The organism is Kribbella sp. NPDC023855 (assembly GCF_040639475.1).
Classification (GTDB): Bacteria; Actinomycetota; Actinomycetes; order Propionibacteriales; family Kribbellaceae; genus Kribbella.
Map to the genome: position 1 here is coordinate 151,312 of NZ_JBFAAA010000006.1, position 19,467 is coordinate 170,778.

At 69.4% G+C, this 19,467-nt stretch carries 19 protein-coding genes; 15 read left to right on the plus strand and 4 right to left on the minus strand.

Annotation, left to right across the window (positions count from 1 at the left end; translation table 11 throughout):
- The first annotated feature begins 25 nt into the window (after positions 1-25).
- The 4 genes from AB0F51_RS22390 to AB0F51_RS22405 all read left to right on the plus strand — a co-directional run bounded on the left by AB0F51_RS22390 (position 26) and on the right by AB0F51_RS22405 (position 6,553).
- Complete coding sequence (locus tag AB0F51_RS22390; RefSeq protein ID WP_360282851.1) at positions 26-1,306, plus strand: hypothetical protein; 1,281 nt, start codon at positions 26-28, stop codon at positions 1,304-1,306.
- 303 nt (positions 1,307-1,609) lie between these two features.
- Positions 1,610-1,876 carry a WhiB family transcriptional regulator gene (locus AB0F51_RS22395; protein WP_026163214.1) on the plus strand — a complete coding sequence of 89 codons (267 nt, stop codon included), beginning with the start codon at positions 1,610-1,612 and terminating at the stop codon, positions 1,874-1,876.
- 289 nt (positions 1,877-2,165) lie between these two features.
- Positions 2,166-5,078, plus strand: coding sequence for a glycosyltransferase family 2 protein (locus AB0F51_RS22400; protein WP_360282854.1), 2,913 nt, complete (start codon positions 2,166-2,168; stop codon positions 5,076-5,078).
- Positions 5,075-6,553, plus strand: coding sequence for a DUF5719 family protein (locus AB0F51_RS22405; protein ID WP_360282856.1), 1,479 nt, complete (start codon positions 5,075-5,077; stop codon positions 6,551-6,553). Before AB0F51_RS22400 ends, AB0F51_RS22405 begins: the two co-directional genes overlap by 4 nt.
- A gap of 7 nt (positions 6,554-6,560) precedes the next feature.
- On the opposite strand, the gene AB0F51_RS22410 is transcribed toward AB0F51_RS22405, so the two are convergent.
- Positions 6,561-7,007, minus strand: coding sequence for a metallopeptidase family protein (locus tag AB0F51_RS22410; RefSeq protein WP_360282858.1), 447 nt, complete (start codon positions 7,005-7,007; stop codon positions 6,561-6,563).
- Between the two features lie 31 nt (positions 7,008-7,038).
- Between AB0F51_RS22410 and AB0F51_RS22415 the strand changes: the two genes are divergently transcribed.
- The 9 genes from AB0F51_RS22415 to AB0F51_RS22455 all read left to right on the plus strand — a co-directional run bounded on the left by AB0F51_RS22415 (position 7,039) and on the right by AB0F51_RS22455 (position 14,998).
- A complete protein-coding gene (locus AB0F51_RS22415) occupies positions 7,039-7,434 on the plus strand; it encodes a DUF3499 domain-containing protein (protein ID WP_360282860.1) in 396 nt (131 codons plus the stop codon).
- A 91-nt stretch (positions 7,435-7,525) separates the two neighbouring features.
- Positions 7,526-8,200 (plus strand): hypothetical protein, encoded by a 675-nt coding sequence (locus AB0F51_RS22420; RefSeq protein ID WP_360282862.1) that lies wholly within the window; start codon positions 7,526-7,528, stop codon positions 8,198-8,200.
- Between the two features lie 83 nt (positions 8,201-8,283).
- A complete protein-coding gene (locus AB0F51_RS22425; protein WP_360282864.1) occupies positions 8,284-9,372 on the plus strand; it encodes a Gfo/Idh/MocA family oxidoreductase in 1,089 nt (362 codons plus the stop codon).
- The gene (locus AB0F51_RS22430) at positions 9,365-10,105 is read left to right on the plus strand and encodes a ThuA domain-containing protein (RefSeq protein WP_360282866.1); all 741 of its coding nucleotides are present in this window, start codon (positions 9,365-9,367) and stop codon (positions 10,103-10,105) included. The genes AB0F51_RS22425 and AB0F51_RS22430 overlap by 8 nt, the downstream gene beginning before the upstream one ends.
- A gap of 37 nt (positions 10,106-10,142) precedes the next feature.
- The gene (locus AB0F51_RS22435) at positions 10,143-11,531 is read left to right on the plus strand and encodes a phosphomannomutase/phosphoglucomutase (RefSeq protein WP_360282868.1); all 1,389 of its coding nucleotides are present in this window, start codon (positions 10,143-10,145) and stop codon (positions 11,529-11,531) included.
- A 5-nt stretch (positions 11,532-11,536) separates the two neighbouring features.
- A complete protein-coding gene (locus AB0F51_RS22440) occupies positions 11,537-11,734 on the plus strand; it encodes a Trm112 family protein (RefSeq protein WP_360283458.1) in 198 nt (65 codons plus the stop codon).
- Positions 11,734-12,813, plus strand: coding sequence for an SIS domain-containing protein (locus AB0F51_RS22445; protein WP_360282870.1), 1,080 nt, complete (start codon positions 11,734-11,736; stop codon positions 12,811-12,813). The genes AB0F51_RS22440 and AB0F51_RS22445 overlap by 1 nt, the downstream gene beginning before the upstream one ends.
- On the plus strand, positions 12,807-13,973 hold the full coding sequence (manA, locus tag AB0F51_RS22450; protein WP_360282872.1) for a mannose-6-phosphate isomerase, class I: 1,167 nt from the start codon (positions 12,807-12,809) through the stop codon (positions 13,971-13,973). The genes AB0F51_RS22445 and manA overlap by 7 nt, the downstream gene beginning before the upstream one ends.
- 65 nt (positions 13,974-14,038) lie before the next feature.
- Positions 14,039-14,998: a cation diffusion facilitator family transporter gene (locus AB0F51_RS22455; protein ID WP_360282874.1), complete on the plus strand. Its 960-nt coding sequence runs from the start codon at positions 14,039-14,041 to the stop codon at positions 14,996-14,998.
- A 67-nt stretch (positions 14,999-15,065) separates the two neighbouring features.
- Here the strand turns inward: AB0F51_RS22455 and AB0F51_RS22460 are convergent, their stop codons facing one another.
- Complete coding sequence (locus AB0F51_RS22460; RefSeq protein ID WP_360282876.1) at positions 15,066-15,434, minus strand: MerR family transcriptional regulator; 369 nt, start codon at positions 15,432-15,434, stop codon at positions 15,066-15,068.
- A 117-nt stretch (positions 15,435-15,551) separates the two neighbouring features.
- Between AB0F51_RS22460 and ahcY the strand changes: the two genes are divergently transcribed.
- Together ahcY and AB0F51_RS22470 are read left to right on the plus strand one after the other, a co-directional pair.
- On the plus strand, positions 15,552-16,988 hold the full coding sequence (ahcY, locus tag AB0F51_RS22465) for an adenosylhomocysteinase (protein ID WP_360282878.1): 1,437 nt from the start codon (positions 15,552-15,554) through the stop codon (positions 16,986-16,988).
- Between the two features lie 140 nt (positions 16,989-17,128).
- Positions 17,129-17,554, plus strand: coding sequence for a hypothetical protein (locus AB0F51_RS22470; RefSeq protein ID WP_360282880.1), 426 nt, complete (start codon positions 17,129-17,131; stop codon positions 17,552-17,554).
- On the opposite strand, the gene AB0F51_RS22475 is transcribed toward AB0F51_RS22470, so the two are convergent.
- Positions 17,555-18,280 carry a helix-turn-helix domain-containing protein gene (locus AB0F51_RS22475; RefSeq protein WP_360282882.1) on the minus strand — a complete coding sequence of 242 codons (726 nt, stop codon included), beginning with the start codon at positions 18,278-18,280 and terminating at the stop codon, positions 17,555-17,557.
- A 39-nt stretch (positions 18,281-18,319) separates the two neighbouring features.
- Positions 18,320-19,447, minus strand: a complete 1,128-nt coding sequence (locus AB0F51_RS22480) for an RDD family protein (protein WP_360282884.1) — start codon at positions 19,445-19,447, stop codon at positions 18,320-18,322.
- Positions 19,448-19,467: the final 20 nt, after the last annotated feature.

A 19,467-nucleotide genomic window follows, 5' to 3' on the forward strand; every position in this document is an offset into this window, starting at 1 on the left:
GCCCCCAACATCCCGAGGAGCCCTCGTGGTCACCGACGCAACCAAGAAGCTCAGAGAGCCGGTCGCGTACATCTTGCTCGCCTTTGCCGGCCTTGTGGCGCTGGCTTCGCTGATCCGGCTGTTCGTCGGCAGCGCAGGATTCACCAACGCCGCCGCTCTCGTGCAAGGTAGCCTCACCCCACCCGCGCTGGACGCGCTGGTGGTGCTTTTCTCGCTGGTCGCCTCGGTGTGGCTGGTGAACGAAGCGGGTGAGCGTACCCCCAACGCCCGGATCGTGACCTTGGCCGCGCTGTCGATCACCGGCGTCCTCGCGCTGATCGTGCTGATCGGCGCCTTCGCGGGCTTCAACGAGACCAGCACGGCCGGTCTGAAGTTCACCAGCTTCCTGTTCGCGCTCGCCGGTCTCGCGATCTACGCCGCTGCCGGTCTGTACATCCTCAAGACGTTCCAGGCGCTGCCGGCGCCGGTCCGCGCACCGAAGGCCGGGCCGCAAGGCCAGTTCGCCGGCCAGCAGGGTCAGTACGGCCCGCAGGGTGGCCAGTTCCCGCAGCAGGGCGGCCAGTACGGCCAGCAGGGCGCTCAGGGCCAGTACGGTCAGTACGGTGCCCAGCAGGGTCAGTACGGTCAGACCGAGCAGAGCCAGTACGGCGCGTACAGCGCTGGTGCGGCAGGTGCGGCCGGTGCCGCTGCCGGTGCAGCTGGTGGCTACGCCGCAGCACAGGGTGGCGAGCAGCAGTGGCCGCAGGAGCAGAGCTGGAACCAGGGCGAGCAGCAGACCTGGCCCGTGACTGAGGCGGACGCCCAGCCGCAGGCCGAGTCGCCGGTAGCCCAGGCAGGCGCCCAGCCGGCCGAGCAGGCCTGGTCCGCTGAGGGCCACGCAGCCGAGCCGACGCAGCAGTGGAGCCCGGAAGGCCAGCAGCAGTGGGCCGGCCAGGAGCAGTCCCAGCAGTGGCCGCAAGAGGGCCAGCAGCAGTGGGGTGGCGCCGACTCCGGTCAGCAGTGGGCCGGCCAGGAGCAGTACCAGCCTGCTCAGCAGGAATGGCCTGCGCAGGAAGCCGGGCAGCCCGAGCAGGGTCAGCCGGCAGCGCAGCAGGCCGAAGGCTGGTCGCAGCAGGGCTGGCAGCAGGAAGGCCAGACCTGGCCCGCGGAGGAGACTCCCGCGGCCGAGCAGCCGGTCGAGGCGGCGCCGGAGGGAACCGACGAAACCCGGGTGGAGCCGCGGGTTTCCGAGGCCCCGAAGGACGACGAGGGTCAGCCCCAGCAGGGCCAGGGCAACCAGCAGGGCTGGTGGTCGCAGCCTTCCTGACCAGGAAGCAACTATGCAAAAACCCCTCGGTCAGTCAAAGCAGATTGGCCTGACCGGGGGCCGTAGTACGCCGAGAGGCCTGTGCAGACAGGCCTCTCGTTCTTTTGCAGCCGTGTTGCGGATGATGCCAATAGCAGACCACGGCTTGACTTTCGTGGATTGCAGGAATGTAATTTCAACCGTGTCGTTCGTTGGACACTCGGTATCGGGGACCGTTTTCAGCACACAGAACGGTCGAGGTCAGGCATGTGGTCCGCAAACCCACATGTACAGGGGAACGAACAGGGTCGAGGAGGTCGTACCGTGACAGAAACGCTGATGGCGATTGTCGACGGTGAGGCGATCGAGGAGGAGCCGAACTGGCAGGAAAGGGCGCTGTGCGCCCAGACCGATCCAGAGGCTTTCTTCCCGGAGAAGGGTGGTTCCACCCGGGAGGCGAAGAAGGTCTGCCTCGGGTGCGACGTGCGGGGCGAATGCCTCGAGTACGCGCTGCAGAACGACGAACGCTTCGGAATCTGGGGCGGGTTGTCGGAGCGGGAACGCCGCAAGCTGAAGAAGAAGGCCGTCTGACGCCCGATTGATCGACAGGTGGTGGTGCCCTGCCACCCCCGCCGTCGGCGTGACAGCCCTTGATTCACGTTGTGAATCAGCAGCACGGAAAAGTTCATACAAACTTCCGCGTGAGGCCCCGGCCGGACTTCGTCCACCGGGGCCCGCTGCTGTGTCCGGACCGGGGCGGTGGGGCGGGGAAGGTATCGGCACAGCACCCTGGCCGGGTCGCGTAAGGTGAGTCCTCGTCGCGCGTCCGGATGGTCGCGTGGCCAGGCCGTCACTTTCCCCTGAGGTGTCACTGCTCCGCATGGAACCAGAAGCTCCGGCCGGCTGGGAGTTCTTCGACTCAGTCGACTTTCCCACCGACCTCACCAACGATCCGATGGGTCGCGCGCCGATCCGGCACGTCGTCACCGCGGTCGTGGTCGGGCACGAAGGAGCCGCCTGGCTGCCCCGGCTGACCGAGGCGCTGTGGGCGCTCGGCCGCCGGCCCGAGCGGCTGATCGCCGTCGACACCGGTTCCACCGACGAGACCGCCGAACTGCTGGCCGAGATGCCCTCGGTCGAGCCCGTGGTCAGCCTCTCCGCCCGCACCGGCTTCGGTACTGCGGTCGCGCGCGGCATCGAGACGGTCGGCTTCGCGCCTGTCCCGTCCGCTGTCGGCCCGTACGGCGACGACGGGCACATGCCGGTGGTCGAGTGGCTCTGGCTGCTGCACGACGACTGTGCACCCGCTCCGAAGGCGCTGGAGCACCTCCTGCACCAGGCGACGATGGCGCCGGACACCGCTGTCTGGGGTCCCAAGCTCCGGATGTGGCCGCGGGATCGCGAGCTGCTCGAGGTCGGCGTCACCACGTCGCTGGGCGGCCGTCGCGACACCGGCATCGAGAACGGCGAGCTCGACCAGGGCCAGCACGACCAGCCGCGGAACGTGCTCGCGGTCAGCTCGGCCGGCATGCTGGTCCGTCGCGACGTCTGGGAGTCGCTGCGCGGGTTCGATCCGCGGCTGCCGATGTTCCGCGACGACATCGACTTCGGCTGGCGGGCCAGCCGGGCCGGTTTCAAGGTCGGCGTCGCACCGGACGCTGTCGTGTACCACGCCCAGGCCGCCGCGACCGGCGAACGCGCACTGGCAGGCACCCGTCGGCACGCCTACCAACTCGACCGCGCACATGCCTACTACACCGTGCTGGCGAACGCGCCCGCCAAGCTGCTTCCGCTGCTGGTCCTCAGGTTCCTGGTCGGCACCCTCATCCGGTCCACCTGGTTCCTGATCGGCAAGACGCCCTCCGGCGCGGTCGACGAGTGGACCGCACTGCTTGGCACCCTGCTGGCCGGTGGCTGGACCCAGGCCCGCAAGGATCGCCGCCGCCTCGACCAGGTCCCGTACGACGCGATCAAACCGCTCTTCTCGCGCTCGGTGAACGCGCTGCGGCACAACCTCGAGGAGACCGGCAGCACGATCACCGAGCGGCTGCGCGAGGCCTGGGCCGACGAGCCCGAGGAGCAGGTCGTCACGACCGCGCGCCGGGCCAAGAGCACCGCTCGCGTCGCGCAGGACCAGCCCCGCTGGCGCCGGCAACTGATTCGCCGCCCGTTCCTGGTCACCTGGGTTTTCCTTGCTATCGGTGCGTTCGTGGCCGCCCGCAGCCTGATCGGTGGCGGCGTACTGCGCTCTGCTCTGCTGCTGCCTCCGCACGAGAGCCTCGGTGCGCTGTGGCATGCCGCTGCTGCTGCACCAGCCGGTGTGACTCCACCGGCTTGGCTGGCTCAGTTCTGGGCGCTGTCGACAGTCACCTTCGGCCCCTCGGGCGCGACGAACGTGGTGCTGCTCGGCGCGGTGCCTCTTGCGGCGTTGGCCGCTTGGGCTCTGTTGCGGGCCTTCGTGGTCGACCGGGTCGCCCGGGCGTGGGGCGCAGCGGCGTACGGGCTGGCGGTTTTCACCAACGGTGCTGTCACGCAGGGCCGGCTTGGGACGTGTGTAGCAGCCATCGCGTTGCCGCTGCTCGGTGCTGCCGTGCACACGGTCGCCCGGCGTCGACGGGTCGTCATCCAGGGCAGCTGGCGAGCAGCCTGGTTCGCCGGGATCTGCTTGGCCGTGCTGTTCGCCTTCACCCCGGCCGTTGGTCTCCTGGTCGGCCTCACGCTGGCAGTAGCCGCTCCGCTCGGCCTCGGCTGGCGTCGCCAGGGCAGGCAACTCGTCTTCTCGGTCGTCCTTGGTCTCGTGCTCGTACTGCCGTGGACGATCGAGCTCGTCCTGCATCCGTCCCGGTTCGGGCAGGAAGCGGGCGGGCCACCGACTGCAGCAGTGGGCCCAGGCGACAGCCTTCCCCATCTGCTAACCGGTACGCCGCTCGGTGCGCCGGTGCCCTGGTGGTTCGCAGTACCCCTGATCCTGGTCGCATTGTTCAGCCTGATGCGGGAGAGTCGGCAGCGGTACGAGTTGATCGGCTGGTTCGCCGCACTGGCCGGGCTGGCCGGAACGTTGATCGCCAGCCGCCTCGGTGGTGGCAGTGGCCCGCTGATGTTCCTGATGACGGCGGGATGGATCATCGCGATCACCGTCGCGTGGGACTCGGTCGGCAAGTCGCGCGAAATCATCGTGCAGGCAGTCCTGGGCCTCGTCCTGGTCGCCACCCTGATCACGGCCGGGTTCTGGCTCGTGCGCGGTGACGACGGCCCGCTGCGGCGCGGACCTGAGCAAGACCTGCCGGAGTACCTGATGTCCTCCCAGGCGCCGCCGCAGAACGCGTCGATCCTGGTGGTGCGCAAGGACGCGACGACGGCGATGCGGTTCGCGCTGGTGCGCAACGGCGGGCCCCGGATGGGCGCGCTGGAGGCTGCGCCGAAGCCGGAGCAGAGCAAGCCGATCACCGATGTCCTGTCCGCTCTCGGCGGTGGTGGAACCGGTGAGGAGGGTCGTCAACTGGCGTCGCTGGCGATCGACTACGTCTACCTGCCGGCACCGGTCGATCCGACGCTGATGGCCACGCTCGACTCGTTGCCCGGCCTGACCAGGGCGAGCGCCGCGGACGCGGACGCCTCGTGGCTGGTGGACCGGTCGAAGATCGAGGGCAAGACGCCTCTGCAGGACGATGTCCGCGACATCTGGCGGGTGCTCGGCATCATCGCCTGGATCATCGCGCTGATCTCCTGCCTGCCGACTGCGCGCCGTACGGTCGCGGTGCCGCGCGGGACCCACGCGAGGAGGGTGTCGTGAGCCGTCTGTTGTCGGATCTGCGGATCAGGGTCGGAGCCTGCGTCCTGGCGATGGCCGCCGCGGCCGGTCTGGGTGTCGTGACGCACGCCAAGGAAGCGGTCACGCGACCCGAAGGCGCCGGTGGACCGAGCCGCACGATCGTGAACCGTACTGCGCTGAGTTGTCCCGTCCCCGGCCCCAGCGACAAGATCCTGAGCTCGGTCGACGCGGTCTCACCAGTGCTGCCGAAGGACACCCCGACGGCCGAAGGCCCGGCGAACCCGCTGTCGATCGCCCCGCTGCCGAACACGTCCGACCCGGTCGGGTCAGTGCTGGTTCGCGGCAAGATCGCCTCGACGCCGCCGTCCGCCAAGCCCGTACCGCTGTCGATCCAGGGCACCGGCCCACTCGCCGCAGGCACTGTCGGGACCGGTACGTCGACCTCGACCGCCGGCGTGAACCGGGGGATGGCGAGTGTGCCCTGCACGCTGCCCGGATCGGACTTCTGGTTCGTCGGCGCCAGCGGCGCGCCCGGCCGGCGTGATGTCCTGGTGCTGACCAACCTGGACAGCATCAACGCCGAGGTCAACGTCACCGTCTACTCGTCCAAGGGCGCGCTCGACCTGCCCAACGCGCGCGGTGTCGTCGTACCGGCGCGGGGGTCCGTCGAGCTGTACATGAGTCTGCTGGCGCCGAAGGCACGGGACCTGGCGTTGCGGGTCGAGTCGACCGGCGGCCGGGTGGCGCCGGCGCTGCGGGACAACGCGGTCAACGGCAAGAAGCCCGGTGGCGTGGACTGGATCAACCCGTCGGCCCCGCCGACCACCTCGCTGGTGGTGCCCGGGATCGCGCCGGGTGCGGGCTTCCGGATCCTCACCCTGGCCAACCCGAGCGACCTGCAGGCCACCGCGACGCTGACGATCAACGGGCCCAACGGCCCCTTCAAGCCGGCCGACCTGTCGACCGTCCAGATCCCGGCCGGCTCGGTGAAGTCGATCCGGCTCGACCAGGTACTGCGCGGCGACCCGGCCTCGATCACCATCAGTGCGGACCAGCCGCTGACCGCGTCGGCGCGCAACGTTGCCGGGACCGGTGACGAGTTCGCCGTGATCGGATCGGCCGAGGCGCTGTCCGGACCGGCGTACCTGGTGCTGCCTGCTCACGCGCAGCCCGTCCAGCTGCAGATCACTGCGCCGAGCAAGACGGCGAGCATGCGGTTCGAGCTGCGTGACCTGAGCGGCAAGCAGATCCAGGCCCGGGCCCTCGACGTGGTCAACGGCGCGACCACCGCGATCAGCTTCAAGGCGCAGACCAAGCCGACGTACCTGATGGTCGAGCAGGTCAAGGGTTCGGTGGTGGCGGCCGTGACGCTGATGCCGCCGGCCAAGCTCGGCGAGGACGACGTGCCGTTGGTGGCCGCTTGGCCGCTGACCACTTCACTGGTCTTCCGCGCTCAGCTGGGCGCGCTGCCCGACGTCCGGGCAGCGCTCAAGTAGCAGCAGGTCAGTCGTCGTCGGTGTCGAAGTCGGGGTCGATCTGCTCCGGTGACAGCGCCAGCACCTCGGCCAGCTCGAGGACGAGCGCCGACCGGACCAGCCAGGCCAGGCTGGTGCCGGACCGCTCGGCGCGCAGCTCGATCGGGCGGCGGAACACGACGATCCGGTAGGGCTCGTGCGAGGTGCCGCCGGTGGAGTGGGTCAGCGGGATCTCGCCCGCGTGCAGATCGAGGTTCGGCACGTCCTCGATCGCGAACTCGACCCGGGCGACGACTTGCGGCAACCGCTTCTCCAGCCTGGTCACCTCGATCGCGACCACCTCGTCGAACTGGGCGGCGGCGGACCGCTGCAGGGGCAGTCCGCGCGGTGCGAAGCTGCTCGGACGGCTGATCGGTCCGAGCATGCCGCGCCCGTGGCGGTCGATGTGCCGTCGATGACGGCGAGCCTCGGTCACGCGATCAGCCTAGTGGGGGTAGCGTCTGGTCGTGAGCATCGCCAGGATCTGTTCGCGCGCCGCCTGCCATCGGCCGGCCGTGTCGACGCTCACCTACGTCTATGCCGACTCGACCTGCGTGCTGGGTCCGCTCGCGACGTACGCCGAGCCGCACTGTTACGACCTCTGCGCCGACCACGCCGACCGGTTGACCGCGCCGAACGGCTGGGAAGTGATCCGGCTGGCCCCGGATCCGGCCGCCGCCGGCCCGTCGAACGACGACCTCGAGGCGCTGGCGAACGCAGTACGGGAGGCTGCCCGGCCGTTGCCGCCGGCCAGTCGTCAGCCCGCGCCGGGCGCGCCGGTCGAGGTGATCCGCCGCGGCCATCTGCGGATGCTGCAGGACCCGGGCTCGACCGCGTCGGACGGCACCACCGACCAGGCCTGATCACGGAGTGATCTCTCCGCCACGGACGGCCGAACAAGTTCCGGGCGGGCGCTGTCTCACCAGTAGACATCCACTGGAGGGGAGACAGGAAATGAGAGCACTACACACTGTCGGCAGGCGCTGGGCGGTGGCCGCGGGACTGTCGGTTGTCGGCCTGGTGGCGGGAGCGTCGACCGCGATCGGCGCGACGGCAGGAAGCACCCAGACCGCCGACACGTCGGCGACCCGTGGGGCGTATATGAGCCGATCGATGATGCTGACGGTCGGCCAGGTGGCCAAGGCCGATCCGCGGCAGGGCTGGTCGGTCCAGCGGGACCGGGGCATTCTCCCGCGCACCTGGTGCGGGCCGGCCTCGCAGGAAGGCAAGCGGGTCGCGCAGCGACTGGCCCGGGGGTACACGGACGACCTGTCCAAGCACGGCGCGCAGTACCTGACCCGGTACAACACCAAGGCGGACGCTCGGAGGGCCTACGCCTCGATCGTCGCGGTCGTCCGGACCTGCAAGGCGGCCAAGCCGAAGAGCCCGACCCACGGCCGCAAGCTCACCGTGTCCAAGGTCAAGGTCGGTGACGCCACCACGATCCTGCGCTGGTACGACTACCCGCTGCCGAACGACCCGGGCAGCGAGGCGGGCACCTTCCCGTACGCCGTAACTCTCAAGGGCACGACGGTCTCGGTCCTCGCGTTCTGGGGCTACGGCTACGGGGTGAAGCCGGCCAACTTCCAGAAGATGGCCGTCGCGGCCGCGGCCAAGCTGCCGGGCTGACGGGGCTGACCGGGGGCGCGGTCCGTTTCACAGCGTGGGATGAGGTTGACCACGTTGTCATCGGCTGACAAGACTCCTGACCTGTGAACGATCAAAAACTACGGGTCGGAGTGGTCGGTCTCGGCTTTGCCGGGCGGACCGCGCTGGAAGCGTTCTCGGAGTTGCCCGACGTCGAAGTGGTGGCGCTCGCGGGGCTCGAGACGGACATCCTGAAGAGTCTCGGCGCCAAGCACCAGGTGCCGAACCTCTTCGAGAAGTGGGAGGACCTGCTCGCCGTCGACGGCCTGGACGCCGTCAGCATCGGTACGCCGACGCAGCTGCACGCGCCGATCGCGCTGGCGGCCCTGGAGCGCGGGCTGCACGTGCTCTGCGAGAAGCCGCTGGCCAGGACGGTGGCCGAGGGCACCGCGATGGTCGAGGCCTCGAAGAAGGCCGGGCGGGTGCTCAAGGTGGTGTTCAACCACCGGGAGCGCGGTGACGTCGCCACCCTCAAGCACCAGATCGACGAGGGCCTGCTCGGCCGGATCTACTACGCCAAGGCGCACTGGATGCGCCGCAACGGCATCCCGGGGATGGGCGGCTGGTTCACCAACCGGGAGCTGTCCGGTGGCGGGCCACTGATCGACCTCGGCGTGCACATCCTCGATCTCGCCCTGCACCTGCTGAACGAGCCGAAGGTGACCACGGTCAGCGCGAACACCTTCGCCGAGCTCGGTCCGCGCGGCCGGGGCAGTGTGAGCAGCGTGGTCCGGCCGACGGTCGACACGCTCGGCGCGAAGTTCGAGGTGGAGGACCTGGCCACGGCGTACCTGCGGCTGGAGGGCGGCGGGGCGCTGCAGCTGGAGACCAGCTGGGCGACGTACCGGGCGCCGGGGGACAACTTCGGGATCGAGCTGTTCGGCACCGAGGGCGGTGCCAAGATCGACGTCCAGAACTACACCAACACCGACACGCTGAAGATCTTCACCGACGTCGGCGGCATCCCGGCCGAGGTCCGTCCGGCCACCGGTGCCGGACTCGGCCACCGCGCGGTGGTCAGCGAGTTCGTCGCGATCGTGCTCAGCGGCGACTGGTCCGCCCACAACGGCTCGGAGGCGCTCACGCGCACCCAGGTCATCGACGCCGCCTACGCCTCGGCGAAGGCCGGACGAGAGGTAGTGCTGAATGACTGAGATCCGAGTGACCGTCTGGGGCGAGAACGTCCACGACCAGCGCGACGCGTCGGTGCAGAAGATCTACCCCGACACGATGCACGAGACGATCGCGGCCGGCCTGCGCGCCAAGCTCGGCGAGCAGGTGAAGGTCCGTACTGCGTGGCTGCAGCAGCCCGAGAACGGCCTGACCGACGAGGTGCTGGCCGACACCGACGTGCTCACCTGGTGGGGACACGCGGCGCACGAGGACGTGGACGACGCCGTGGTCGACCGGGTGCAGCAGGCCGTGCTGTCCGGGATGGGCCTGATCGCACTCCACTCGGCGCACTTCGCGAAGATCTTCAAGCGGCTGATGGGTACCACCTGTTCGCTCGACTGGCGGTCGGACAACGACCGGGAGCTGCTCTGGACCGTCGCGGCCGGGCACCCGATCGCGGCCGGCGTACCGCATCCGCTGGTGATCGAGCAGGAGGAGATGTACGGCGAGCTGTTCGACGTACCGCAGCCGGACGAGCTGGTGTTCGTCAGCTCGTTCTCCGGTGGTGAGGTGTTCCGGTCCGGCTGCTGCTACCGCCGCGGCCAGGGCCGGGTCTTCTACTTCCGGCCGGGCGACCAGGAGTACCCGACCTACCACCAGCCCGAGGTGCAGCAGATCCTCGCCAACGCCGTCCGCTGGGCGGCTCCGGTGGTCGAGCGCAAGCTCCCGGACGTCCACCACCGGGCGACACCCGGCTGGTTCGAAACAGCCTGAAACACAGCGTGGCGCCGGGGCCAGATAAGGTCCACGCATGGTTGACGTAGCTGCGATCTTCAAGGCGTACGACGTCCGCGGGGTCGTCCCGGACGAGCTGGACGAGGCGGTGGCCCGGGCGACCGGTGCCGCGTTCGTCGAGGTTCTGGACGTTCTCGCCGGCCCCGGAGCTGTGGTGATCGGCTACGACATGCGTCCGTCGAGCCCGGGGCTGGCCGCCGCCTTCGCCGAGGGGGTGACCAGCACCGGGGCCGACGTGATCGACATCGGCCTGGCCTCCACCGACCAGCTGTACTTCGCCTCCGGGCGGCTGCAGCTGCCCGGTGCGATGTTCACCGCGAGCCACAACCCGGCGCAGTACAACGGGATCAAGATGTGCCGCGCGGGCGCCTCGCCGGTCGGCTCGGAGTCCGGTCTGCGGGACATCGCCGACCTGGTCGCCAAGTCGCTGATCGACGGCCTGTCGCCGGTCCCCGTGCCGGGTCACGTCCGCAAGAAGGACCTGCTGACGGCGTACGCCGACCACCTGAACGGCCTGGTCGACCTGTCCGGCATCCGGCCGCTCAAGGTCGTCGTCGACGCCGGCAACGGGATGGGCGGGCACACCGTGCCGGCCGTCTTCGCCACCGGCCCGGTCGAGATCCTCCCGCTGTACTTCGAGCTGGACGGCAACTTCCCGAACCACGAGGCGAACCCGCTCGACCCGAAGAACCTGGTCGACCTGCAGGCCAAGGTGCGGGAGACCGGCGCCGACCTCGGGCTGGCCTTCGACGGCGACGCGGACCGCTGTTTCGTGGTGGACGAGAAGGGCGACCCGATCTCGCCGAGCGCGATCACCGGCGCGGTCGCGGTCCGGGAGCTGGCCAAGCACCCCGGCGCGACCATCCTGTACAACCTGATCACCTCCAAGGCGGTGCCGGAACTGATCAGCGAGCACGGCGGCGTGCCGGTGCGGACCCGGGTCGGGCACTCCAACATCAAGCAGAAGATGGCCGAGACCGATGCGGTCTTCGGCGGCGAGCACTCCGCGCACTACTACTTCCGGGACTTCTGGCGGGCCGACACCGGCATGCTCGCGGCCCTGCACGTGCTCGCGGCGCTCGGCGAGCAGGACAAGCCGGCCTCCGAGCTGTTCTCGATCTACGAGCGGTACGTCGCGTCCGGCGAGCTCAACAGCCGGGTCGAGGACGCCGCCGCCACGGTCGCCGCGATCGAAGACACCTACGGCGACCGCGAGGGCATTACCGTTGACCACCTGGACGGTCTGACCGTCGACGCAGGACAGTGGTGGTTCAACGTGCGCGCGTCGAACACCGAGCCGCTGCTGCGGCTGAACGTCGAGGCCGCGGACGTCGCCACCATGGAGCGGGTCCGCGACGAAGTACTGGCCCTGATCACCGGTGCGCCGGTGGAGGAGAAGAACTGATGGCTGTGAACCTGGACCCGGACCTGCTGAGCATCCTGGTCTGCCCGAAGTGCCGGTCGGAGTTCCGCGTGGACGACGAGGCCGATGAGCTGGTCTGTACCAACGCCACCTGCGCGCTGGCCTACCCGGTGCGCGACGACATCCCGGTGCTGCTGATCGACGAGGCGCGCGAGACCAGGAACGCAGAGGCATCCGACAACTGATGAGCGTCTTCGACGATTCGCGGCTGGACGACCCGGCCGCCCTCGAGGCATCCGACCACCTGCTGCGCCGGCTGGCCGGGGCTGGTGCCCGGGTCCGGGCCGAGCTCGACGCCTCCGAAGAGGCACTGTCCCAGCTCGCCACGGACGGCTTCCGGCCGCGTGCGATCGTCGCCGCCGGCCGGGATGCCCGGCTGGTCCGCGCGGTGCTGGAGCCGGTCTGCCCGGTCCCGTTCGTGGCCTGGCCCGGTCCGGGGTTGCCCGGCTGGACCGGCCCGCTCGACCTCGTCATCGTGCTCAGCGGCGACGACGCCGACACGGCTGCGGTCTCGGCCGCTTCCGAGGCGGTACGCCGGGGCTGTGGCCTGATGGTCGCCTCTCCGGCCGACTCGCCGGTCGCGCAGGCTTCGGCCGGCTCGCGGCACGCCATCCGGCTCCCGTCGCAGTCGGACGACCAGTTGGCGGCAGCGGTCGCAGTGCTGCAGGGGCTTCACCAGTTGGAGCTCGGGCCCGCTGTGGACGCCAAGGCCGTTGCGGAGATGCTCGACGAGGTTGCCATCGCCTGCTCGCCCAACAACGACGTAGCGTCGAACCCTGCCAAGGACCTGGCCCTGATGCTCGCGGACGCGCTTCCGCTGGTCTGGGGCGGTTCCGTGCTGGCTGCTCGTGCTGCACGTCGGGTAGTGGAGGCCGTGCGGCTCGCCAGCGGTCGCCCCGCTCTTGCAGCCGACTGTGGTCACCTGCTGCCAGTGCTGGCGAACCAGCCGCCGCGTGACGTCTTCGCGGACCCCTTCGACCAGCCGGAGGAACTTCGGCCCGGCCTGGTCATCCTGGACGACGGGGTGGAGGACGGCGGCGTCGCCGAGCACCGCCGCCAGTTGGAGCAGACCGCGGAACGCCACGACGTACGGGTGCACGTGGTGACCCAGGCCAACGGGACCGACGTGGCCCGGTACGCCGCACTGACGCAGCACGGCCGGTACGCCGCGGCGTACCTGGGAATCGGCCTCGGCCGCTACGGGACTCCCACCGAGGAACCGCCGGGGCCACCGGGCAACCCTGCGGAGGACCCGGCGTGGTAGCTCCGCTTCAGAACATCATCCGGGACTACGCCTGGGGGTCGCGGACCGCGATCCCCGAGCTGACCGGGGTGGAACCGGACGGCAATCCGCAGGCCGAGGTGTGGATGGGCGCGCACGAGTCGGCGCCCTCGGTGCTGCCGTCAGGTGAGTCGTTGTTCGACCTGGTGTCCGCCGACGCGGCCGGCGTACTGGGGGAGGAGACGGCGGCGCGCTTCGAGGGGCGGTTCCCGTTCCTGGCCAAGATCCTGGCGGCCGAGCAGCCGTTGTCGATCCAGGCGCACCCGTCCCGCCCACAGGCAGTGGACGGTTTTGCCCGCGACGAGGCGGCCGGGATTCCGCGGGACGCCGCCGACCGGAACTACAAGGACGCCTGGCCGAAGCCGGAGATCCTGATCGCGCTCGGCCCGTTCGACGCGTTGGTCGGCTTCCGGCCGCTGGCCGCCTCGATCGCCTTTCTCGAGGCGCTGGGCGTGCTGGACGAACTGCGCGACCTGCTGCGCGACGGGAAGCTGCAAGACGCCTTCACGTCCTTCATGAGCACCGACCGGGATGCGATTCGTCCGCTGGTCGCCGCTCTCGGCGAGGCCTGCCGGCAGTACACGGGCGACGAGTTCGCGGTGGAGGCCGAGACGCTGGCCCGGCTGTGCGAAGAGTTCCCCGACGACCCTGGCGTGCTGGCCGCGCTGTTGCTGAACCGCGTGCGGCTGGAGAGGTTCCAAGCGGTCTACCTCCCGGCCGGCAACGTGCACGCGTATCTGCACGGCACCGGGTTCGAGGTGATGGCGAACTCGGACAACGTGTTGCGCGGTGGGCTGACCCGCAAGCATGTCGACGTACCGGAGCTGGTGTCGGTCGTCGACTTCGAGCCACTGGCGTCGCCGGTACTCGAAGGAGTCACGGTGGCACCGGGTGTGACGGCCTACGAGACGGGTTGCGAGTACTTCGCCGTACGGCGGGTCGACCTGGCCGGAGCGGCGGTCGAAGTCGCCGGCGAGGGACCGCGGATCGTCGCCTGTGTGGACGGAACGGCGACGGTAGGTGCCACAGGCACCGAAGACACCGTCGAGTTGTCCGCTGGTCAGTCGGCGTTTCTCCGCGGACCCGAAGGACCCTGTACTCTGCGTGGTTCCGGCACGGCGTTCGTCGTGTCTGCTCGCTGAGCCCCACGATCCACTCTTGTACTGCATCCCCTTGAATCCCCTGAATGGCCCGGAGGACAACGGAAATGGCTGGTGGCGGTAACAAAGCCGTCGTCGCGGCACTGCTGGCGAACACCGGTATCGCGATCACGAAGTTCGGCGCCTGGTTGCTGACCCAGTCGGCGTCGATGCTGGCCGAGTCGATCCACTCCCTGGCCGACGCCGGGAACCAGGTGCTGTTGCTGGTCGGGGCGAAGCGGGCGAAGCGGCAGGCCGACGAGCTGCACCAGTTCGGCTTCGGCCGGGAACGCTACGTCTACTCGTTCATCGTGGCGATCGTGCTGTTCAGCGTCGGTGGTCTGTTCGCGCTGTACGAGGGCTACCACAAGGTGCACGACCCGCACGGGATCGACAACTGGAAGTGGGTCCCGGTCGCGGTGCTGGTGGCCGCGATCGTCATGGAGACGCTCTCCTTCCGGACCGCGATCGTCGAGGCGAACAAGGTCCGCGGCCAGGTGGGCTGGGCCCGGTTCATCCGCAACGCCCGCTCGCCGGAGCTGCCGGTGATCCTGCTCGAGGACTTCGCCGCGCTCACCGGTCTGGTCCTGGCGCTGGTCGGTGTCGTGCTGACCCTTGCCACCGGCAACGGAATCTACGACGGCCTCGGCTCGATGGCGATCGGCGCGCTGCTGGTCTGTGTCGCGATCTTCCTGGCGATCGAGATGAAGTCGCTGCTGCTCGGCGAGTCCGCGACCACCGAGGCGCAGCGCAAGATCGTCGCCGCGATCGAGTCGGTCCCCGGCGTCCAGCGCCTGATCCACATCAAGACCCTGCACCTCGGCCCGGAAGAGGTCCTGGTCGCCGCCAAGGTCGCCGTCGCGGAGGACGCCGACGCGGCCTCCATCGCCGAGACCATCAACGCCGCCGAGCAGGCGGTCCGCGAGGCCGAGCCGATGTCGGTCCACGTCTACATCGAGCCCGACATCTATGTCGAGGGCTACGTCCCCGCCGAGCGCCCACCGGTCCCCGAGGCCCCGTCCCACTAAGACCTGCGAACGAAGCCCCAGCCACCTCGTCGGGTGGCTGGGGCCTTCTTGTTCAGCGCGGCCTCGTTCAGCGCGGCCGGTTGTGTGGGGGCGGCAGGGTGCCGCTGCGGCCCAGCCAGCGCAGAGCGCGCTCGCGGTCGATCTCGGCTGTGGTCGGTGGTGTGGTCAGCCGGCCGGTGCGGTAGCCGAGGTTGCGGAGGTCGGCCGCGACCGACGGCTCGGCGAGGGCCCGGAGCGCGAAGGCGAGCGCGGCCGGCGTCACGTCGTACCGGCGTTCGAGTTCCAGCGCGAGCCGGACCGCGGCGAGGTCGCGGTCGTCGTACTGGCGCTGGCTGTTGCGGGCGGCCCGGGAGCTGGGCAGCAGCCCGAGGGCCTCCCGGTAGCGGAGCATTCGGGGAGTGGTGCCGAGGTTCTTCGCCGCCTCCGTGATGCGCATGGGATTTATCCTGACATTTCAGTGTCAGAAATGCCGACCCGGCGGTTCGCGACCCGCGGCGGGACCTCTAGTGTGCTCGGTAGGAAGCATCCATATCCCCAGGGGAGCGGCAACGGTATGACGTTCGACTACAAGGTGGCAGACCTCGGACTCGCCGAGTTCGGGCGCAAGGAGATCCGGCTCGCCGAGCACGAGATGCCCGGTCTGATGGCGATGCGCGCGCAGTACGGCGACAGCAAGCCGCTGGCCGGCGCGAAGATCATGGGCTCGCTGCACATGACCATCCAGACCGCCGTGCTGATCGAGACGCTGACGGCGCTCGGGGCCGAGGTGCGCTGGGTGTCCTGCAACATCTTCTCCACCCAGGACCACGCGGCCGCCGCGGTCGTGGTCGGCCCGGACGGTACCGCGGACGCTCCCGCCGGCGTGCCGGTGTTCGCCTGGAAGGGCGAGACGCTGGAGGAGTACTGGTGGTGCACCGAGCAGGCGCTGCGCTGGCCGGGTGGTGAGGGTCCGAACATGATCCTGGACGACGGCGGCGACGCCACCATGCTCGTCCACAAGGGCACCGAGTTCGAGAAGGCCGGCAAGGTCCCGGACCCGTCCACCGCGGAGTCCGAGGAGTACGGCGTCGTGCTGTCCGTGCTGACCCGGTCGCTGCAGGAGGACCCGCAGCGCTGGACCACCATCGGCCAGAACATCCTCGGTGTCACCGAGGAGACCACCACCGGCGTGCACCGGCTGTACGAGATGCACAAGGCCGGCACGCTGCTGTTCCCGGCGATCAACGTGAACGACTCGGTCACCAAGTCGAAGTTCGACAACAAGTACGGCTGCCGGCACTCGCTGATCGACGGCATCAACCGCGCCACCGACGTGCTGATCGGCGGCAAGGTCGCGGTCGTCTGCGGCTACGGCGACGTCGGCAAGGGCTGTGCGGAGTCGCTGCGCGGCCAGGGCGCCCGGGTGATCGTCACCGAGATCGACCCGATCTGCGCGCTGCAGGCAGCGATGGACGGCTACCAGGTCACCACGATCGAGGACGTCGTCGGGATCGCCGACATCTTCGTCACCACCACCGGCAACAAGGACGTCATCACCGCCGACCACATGGCGCAGATGAAGCACCAGGCGATCGTCGGCAACATCGGCCACTTCGACAACGAGATCGACATGGCCGGCCTGTACAAGACGCCGGGCATCGAGCGGATCAACATCAAGCCGCAGGTCGACGAGTTCCGCTTCCCTGACGGTCACACCATCATCGTGCTGTCCGAGGGCCGGCTGCTGAACCTCGGCAACGCGACCGGGCACCCCTCTTTCGTGATGTCGAACTCGTTCACCAACCAGGTGCTGGCGCAGATCGAGTTGTTCGCGAAGACCGCGGAGTACCCGACCGACGTCTACGTGCTGCCCAAGCACCTCGACGAGATGGTCGCCCGGCTGCACCTCGACTCGCTCGGCGTCAAGCTGACCGAGCTGTCGAAGGAGCAGGCCGAGTACCTCGGCGTACCGGTCGAGGGTCCGTACAAGTCGGACGCTTACCGCTACTGATCGTTTGCCTTCAGCAAGGGCGTCGTGCCGGATCTCCGGTACGGCGCCCTTCGCCATTCCCCGCCGGGAATTGAGACCGCGGTGGCCTTGTTGCAGGATCTCGGTAGTGCCGAAAAAGCCTGTGAAACAAGGAGAAAACCATGTCGGACAGTAGGACTCGTGAGCTGGTTGCGCGGTACGTCGGGGTGTGGGGCGAGGCCGATGCCGAGCAGCGGCGGAAGACGATCGAGGAGCTTTGGGCCGAGGACGGCAAGCACTTCCTGGACCCGCCGGCGGAGTTCCGGGAGGTGGCCAGTGGGCTCGGTTTCGGGTTCGCGGCGAGCACGCTGGAGGCGACCGGGTACGACGAGTTGGAGGCTCGGGTCGCGCGCAGCTACGAGGAGTTCGTAGCTGGTGGCGAGTACGAGTTCCGGCCGCGGGACAACGCCGTACGGCTGAAGGACGTCGTGAAGTTCAGCTGGGAGATGGTGGCGACCGCTACCGGTGAGGTCATGGGCGGGGGGCTGGAGGTGCTGCAGGTGGACGCCGATGGGCGGATCGTCGCCGACTACATGTTCCCGAACTGATCAACCTGTCAGCAGGGCCGCTGTCGCTTCGTCGGCTGGGAGGAAGGCCTCCAGTTTGAGCTCGGCGATGGTGACGTCCAGTGCGGTCGCGAAGGTCGTGATGGTTGTGGTCAGCTGGAGGTCGCCCTTGGGTGAGCGGAGCTGCATGGGGGCTGCGAAGCCGACATGCTCGGGCCCTGGTTCGACGTACGGGACGTAGGCGGCGAGTTCGTCGCGGAACTCGCCGGGTGGCAGCCGGTCGAGGATGTGCTGGGCCCAGTGCGAGAGGTTGGCGATGCGTGGCGCGACGCCGTCTGGGTGCAGCGACAGGCGCAGTACGTTGATCGGTGGCTCGAGCAGTTTGTCGGCTACTCCGTCGGTGAACAGGCTGAAGGCTTCGTTCGCGAGGACCAGATCGTGGTTGGCGTCGACCACGATCGCGGGGTACGGCAGGTGGCCGGTGAGGATGTGGTCGAGCGCCGACCGGACATGCTGCAGGGCGGGGTCGTCGATGGCCGTCTGTGGATAGACGGGCGCGAAGCCGGCCAGGTGCAGGAGGTCGTTGCGGTCGCGCAGGGACAGCTCCATCGACTCGGCCAAGCGGATGATCAGCGCGCGGCCGGGGGTCGAGCGGCCGGACTCCAGGAAGCTGAGGTGCCGCTGCGTCGTCCCGGCACGCAGGGCAAGCTCGAGTTGACTGAGGTGCCGGCCGTGCCGCGCGGTCCGCAGAGCTTGGGGAAAGTCCACGGGACCAGTCTGCCTAGGCGGTCCGACAGTTTCAGGTGGTCAGGACCACTGGTCGGGTTCGCTGCCCGGTGCGTGCCAGCCCTCGGCGTTGACCTTCGTCGGCTCTTGGGCGGGTGCGGGCGGTGGGGCGGGGTATGGGCGGTCCTGCGGTGACGGGGGCGGGCTGTACTGCGCCGGCTGGGCACCGTACGGGCTCGGAGGAGCAAACGGCCCAGCCGGAACGGCGTACGGGTTGGCCGGAGCCGAGTACGGGCCGGGCGGAGCCGGGTACTGGCTGGGGGCGGCGAATTGGCCGGGCGGGGCGTACTGGCCGAGCGGGGCGGCGTGCTGGCCGGGGGCGGCGAAGGGGCCGGGTGGGGCGGCGTACGGGGTGGGGTGGCTGAAGGGGCCGGTGTTGGCGCTGTACGTCGCTCTGGCGGTGGCTAGGCGGGTCAGTTCGCGCCGGCGGCGTTCGGCCAGTACTGCGGACAGGAACGCGGGCGCGATGATCGGTACCGGCGGGGCAGGAGCCGTCACCTGCCCGACGCGGTAGGCGAGCGCGTCGCCCAGGGCAACCCGAGCGGCGGGCTCCAGCTCGATGAAACGGGCCAGGTACTCGCGGGCCGTGTTCGCCAGGTCGTCCGAGAGCCGCGACAGCTCCAGGGACTGCGCCCACTGGACCAGGTGCCCCGGGACGAACAGCGGCGGCGACGCCATCGGCTGGTGCCGCTCGCGGATCACCACCGTGCCGGCCACCATGTCGCCTATTCGCTTGCCCTGTTTGTTCATCAGGCTCGCCACGATTCCCGGGCTGGCCGCGAACCACGGCGCGAAGTCGACGAACAGCCAGAGCAGCGCCCGGACGAGCGCGTGCCGGAACCGGATCGAGCTGCCGTCGTCGCGCACCACCTTGAGCCCGAGCATGAGCTTGCCCAGCGTCTTGCCGCGGGTGAGCGTCTCCATGACGACCTTGTAGCCGATCAGGACCAGAAGGACGGTGATGATCACCAGGGCAGCGCCGAGGGCGGGGCTCGCCTCCACGACCAGGAACCGCAGCAGGATGCCGAGCAGCGCTCCCAGCACGATCATCTGGACGATGAAGTCGATCGCACACGCCAGGGCCCGGGTCGGCATCCGCGCGATCCGCACCTGGAGGACAACCGCTTCCCCCGTGACCAGCTGAGACACAGCGCCCCCTCCCATTTCAG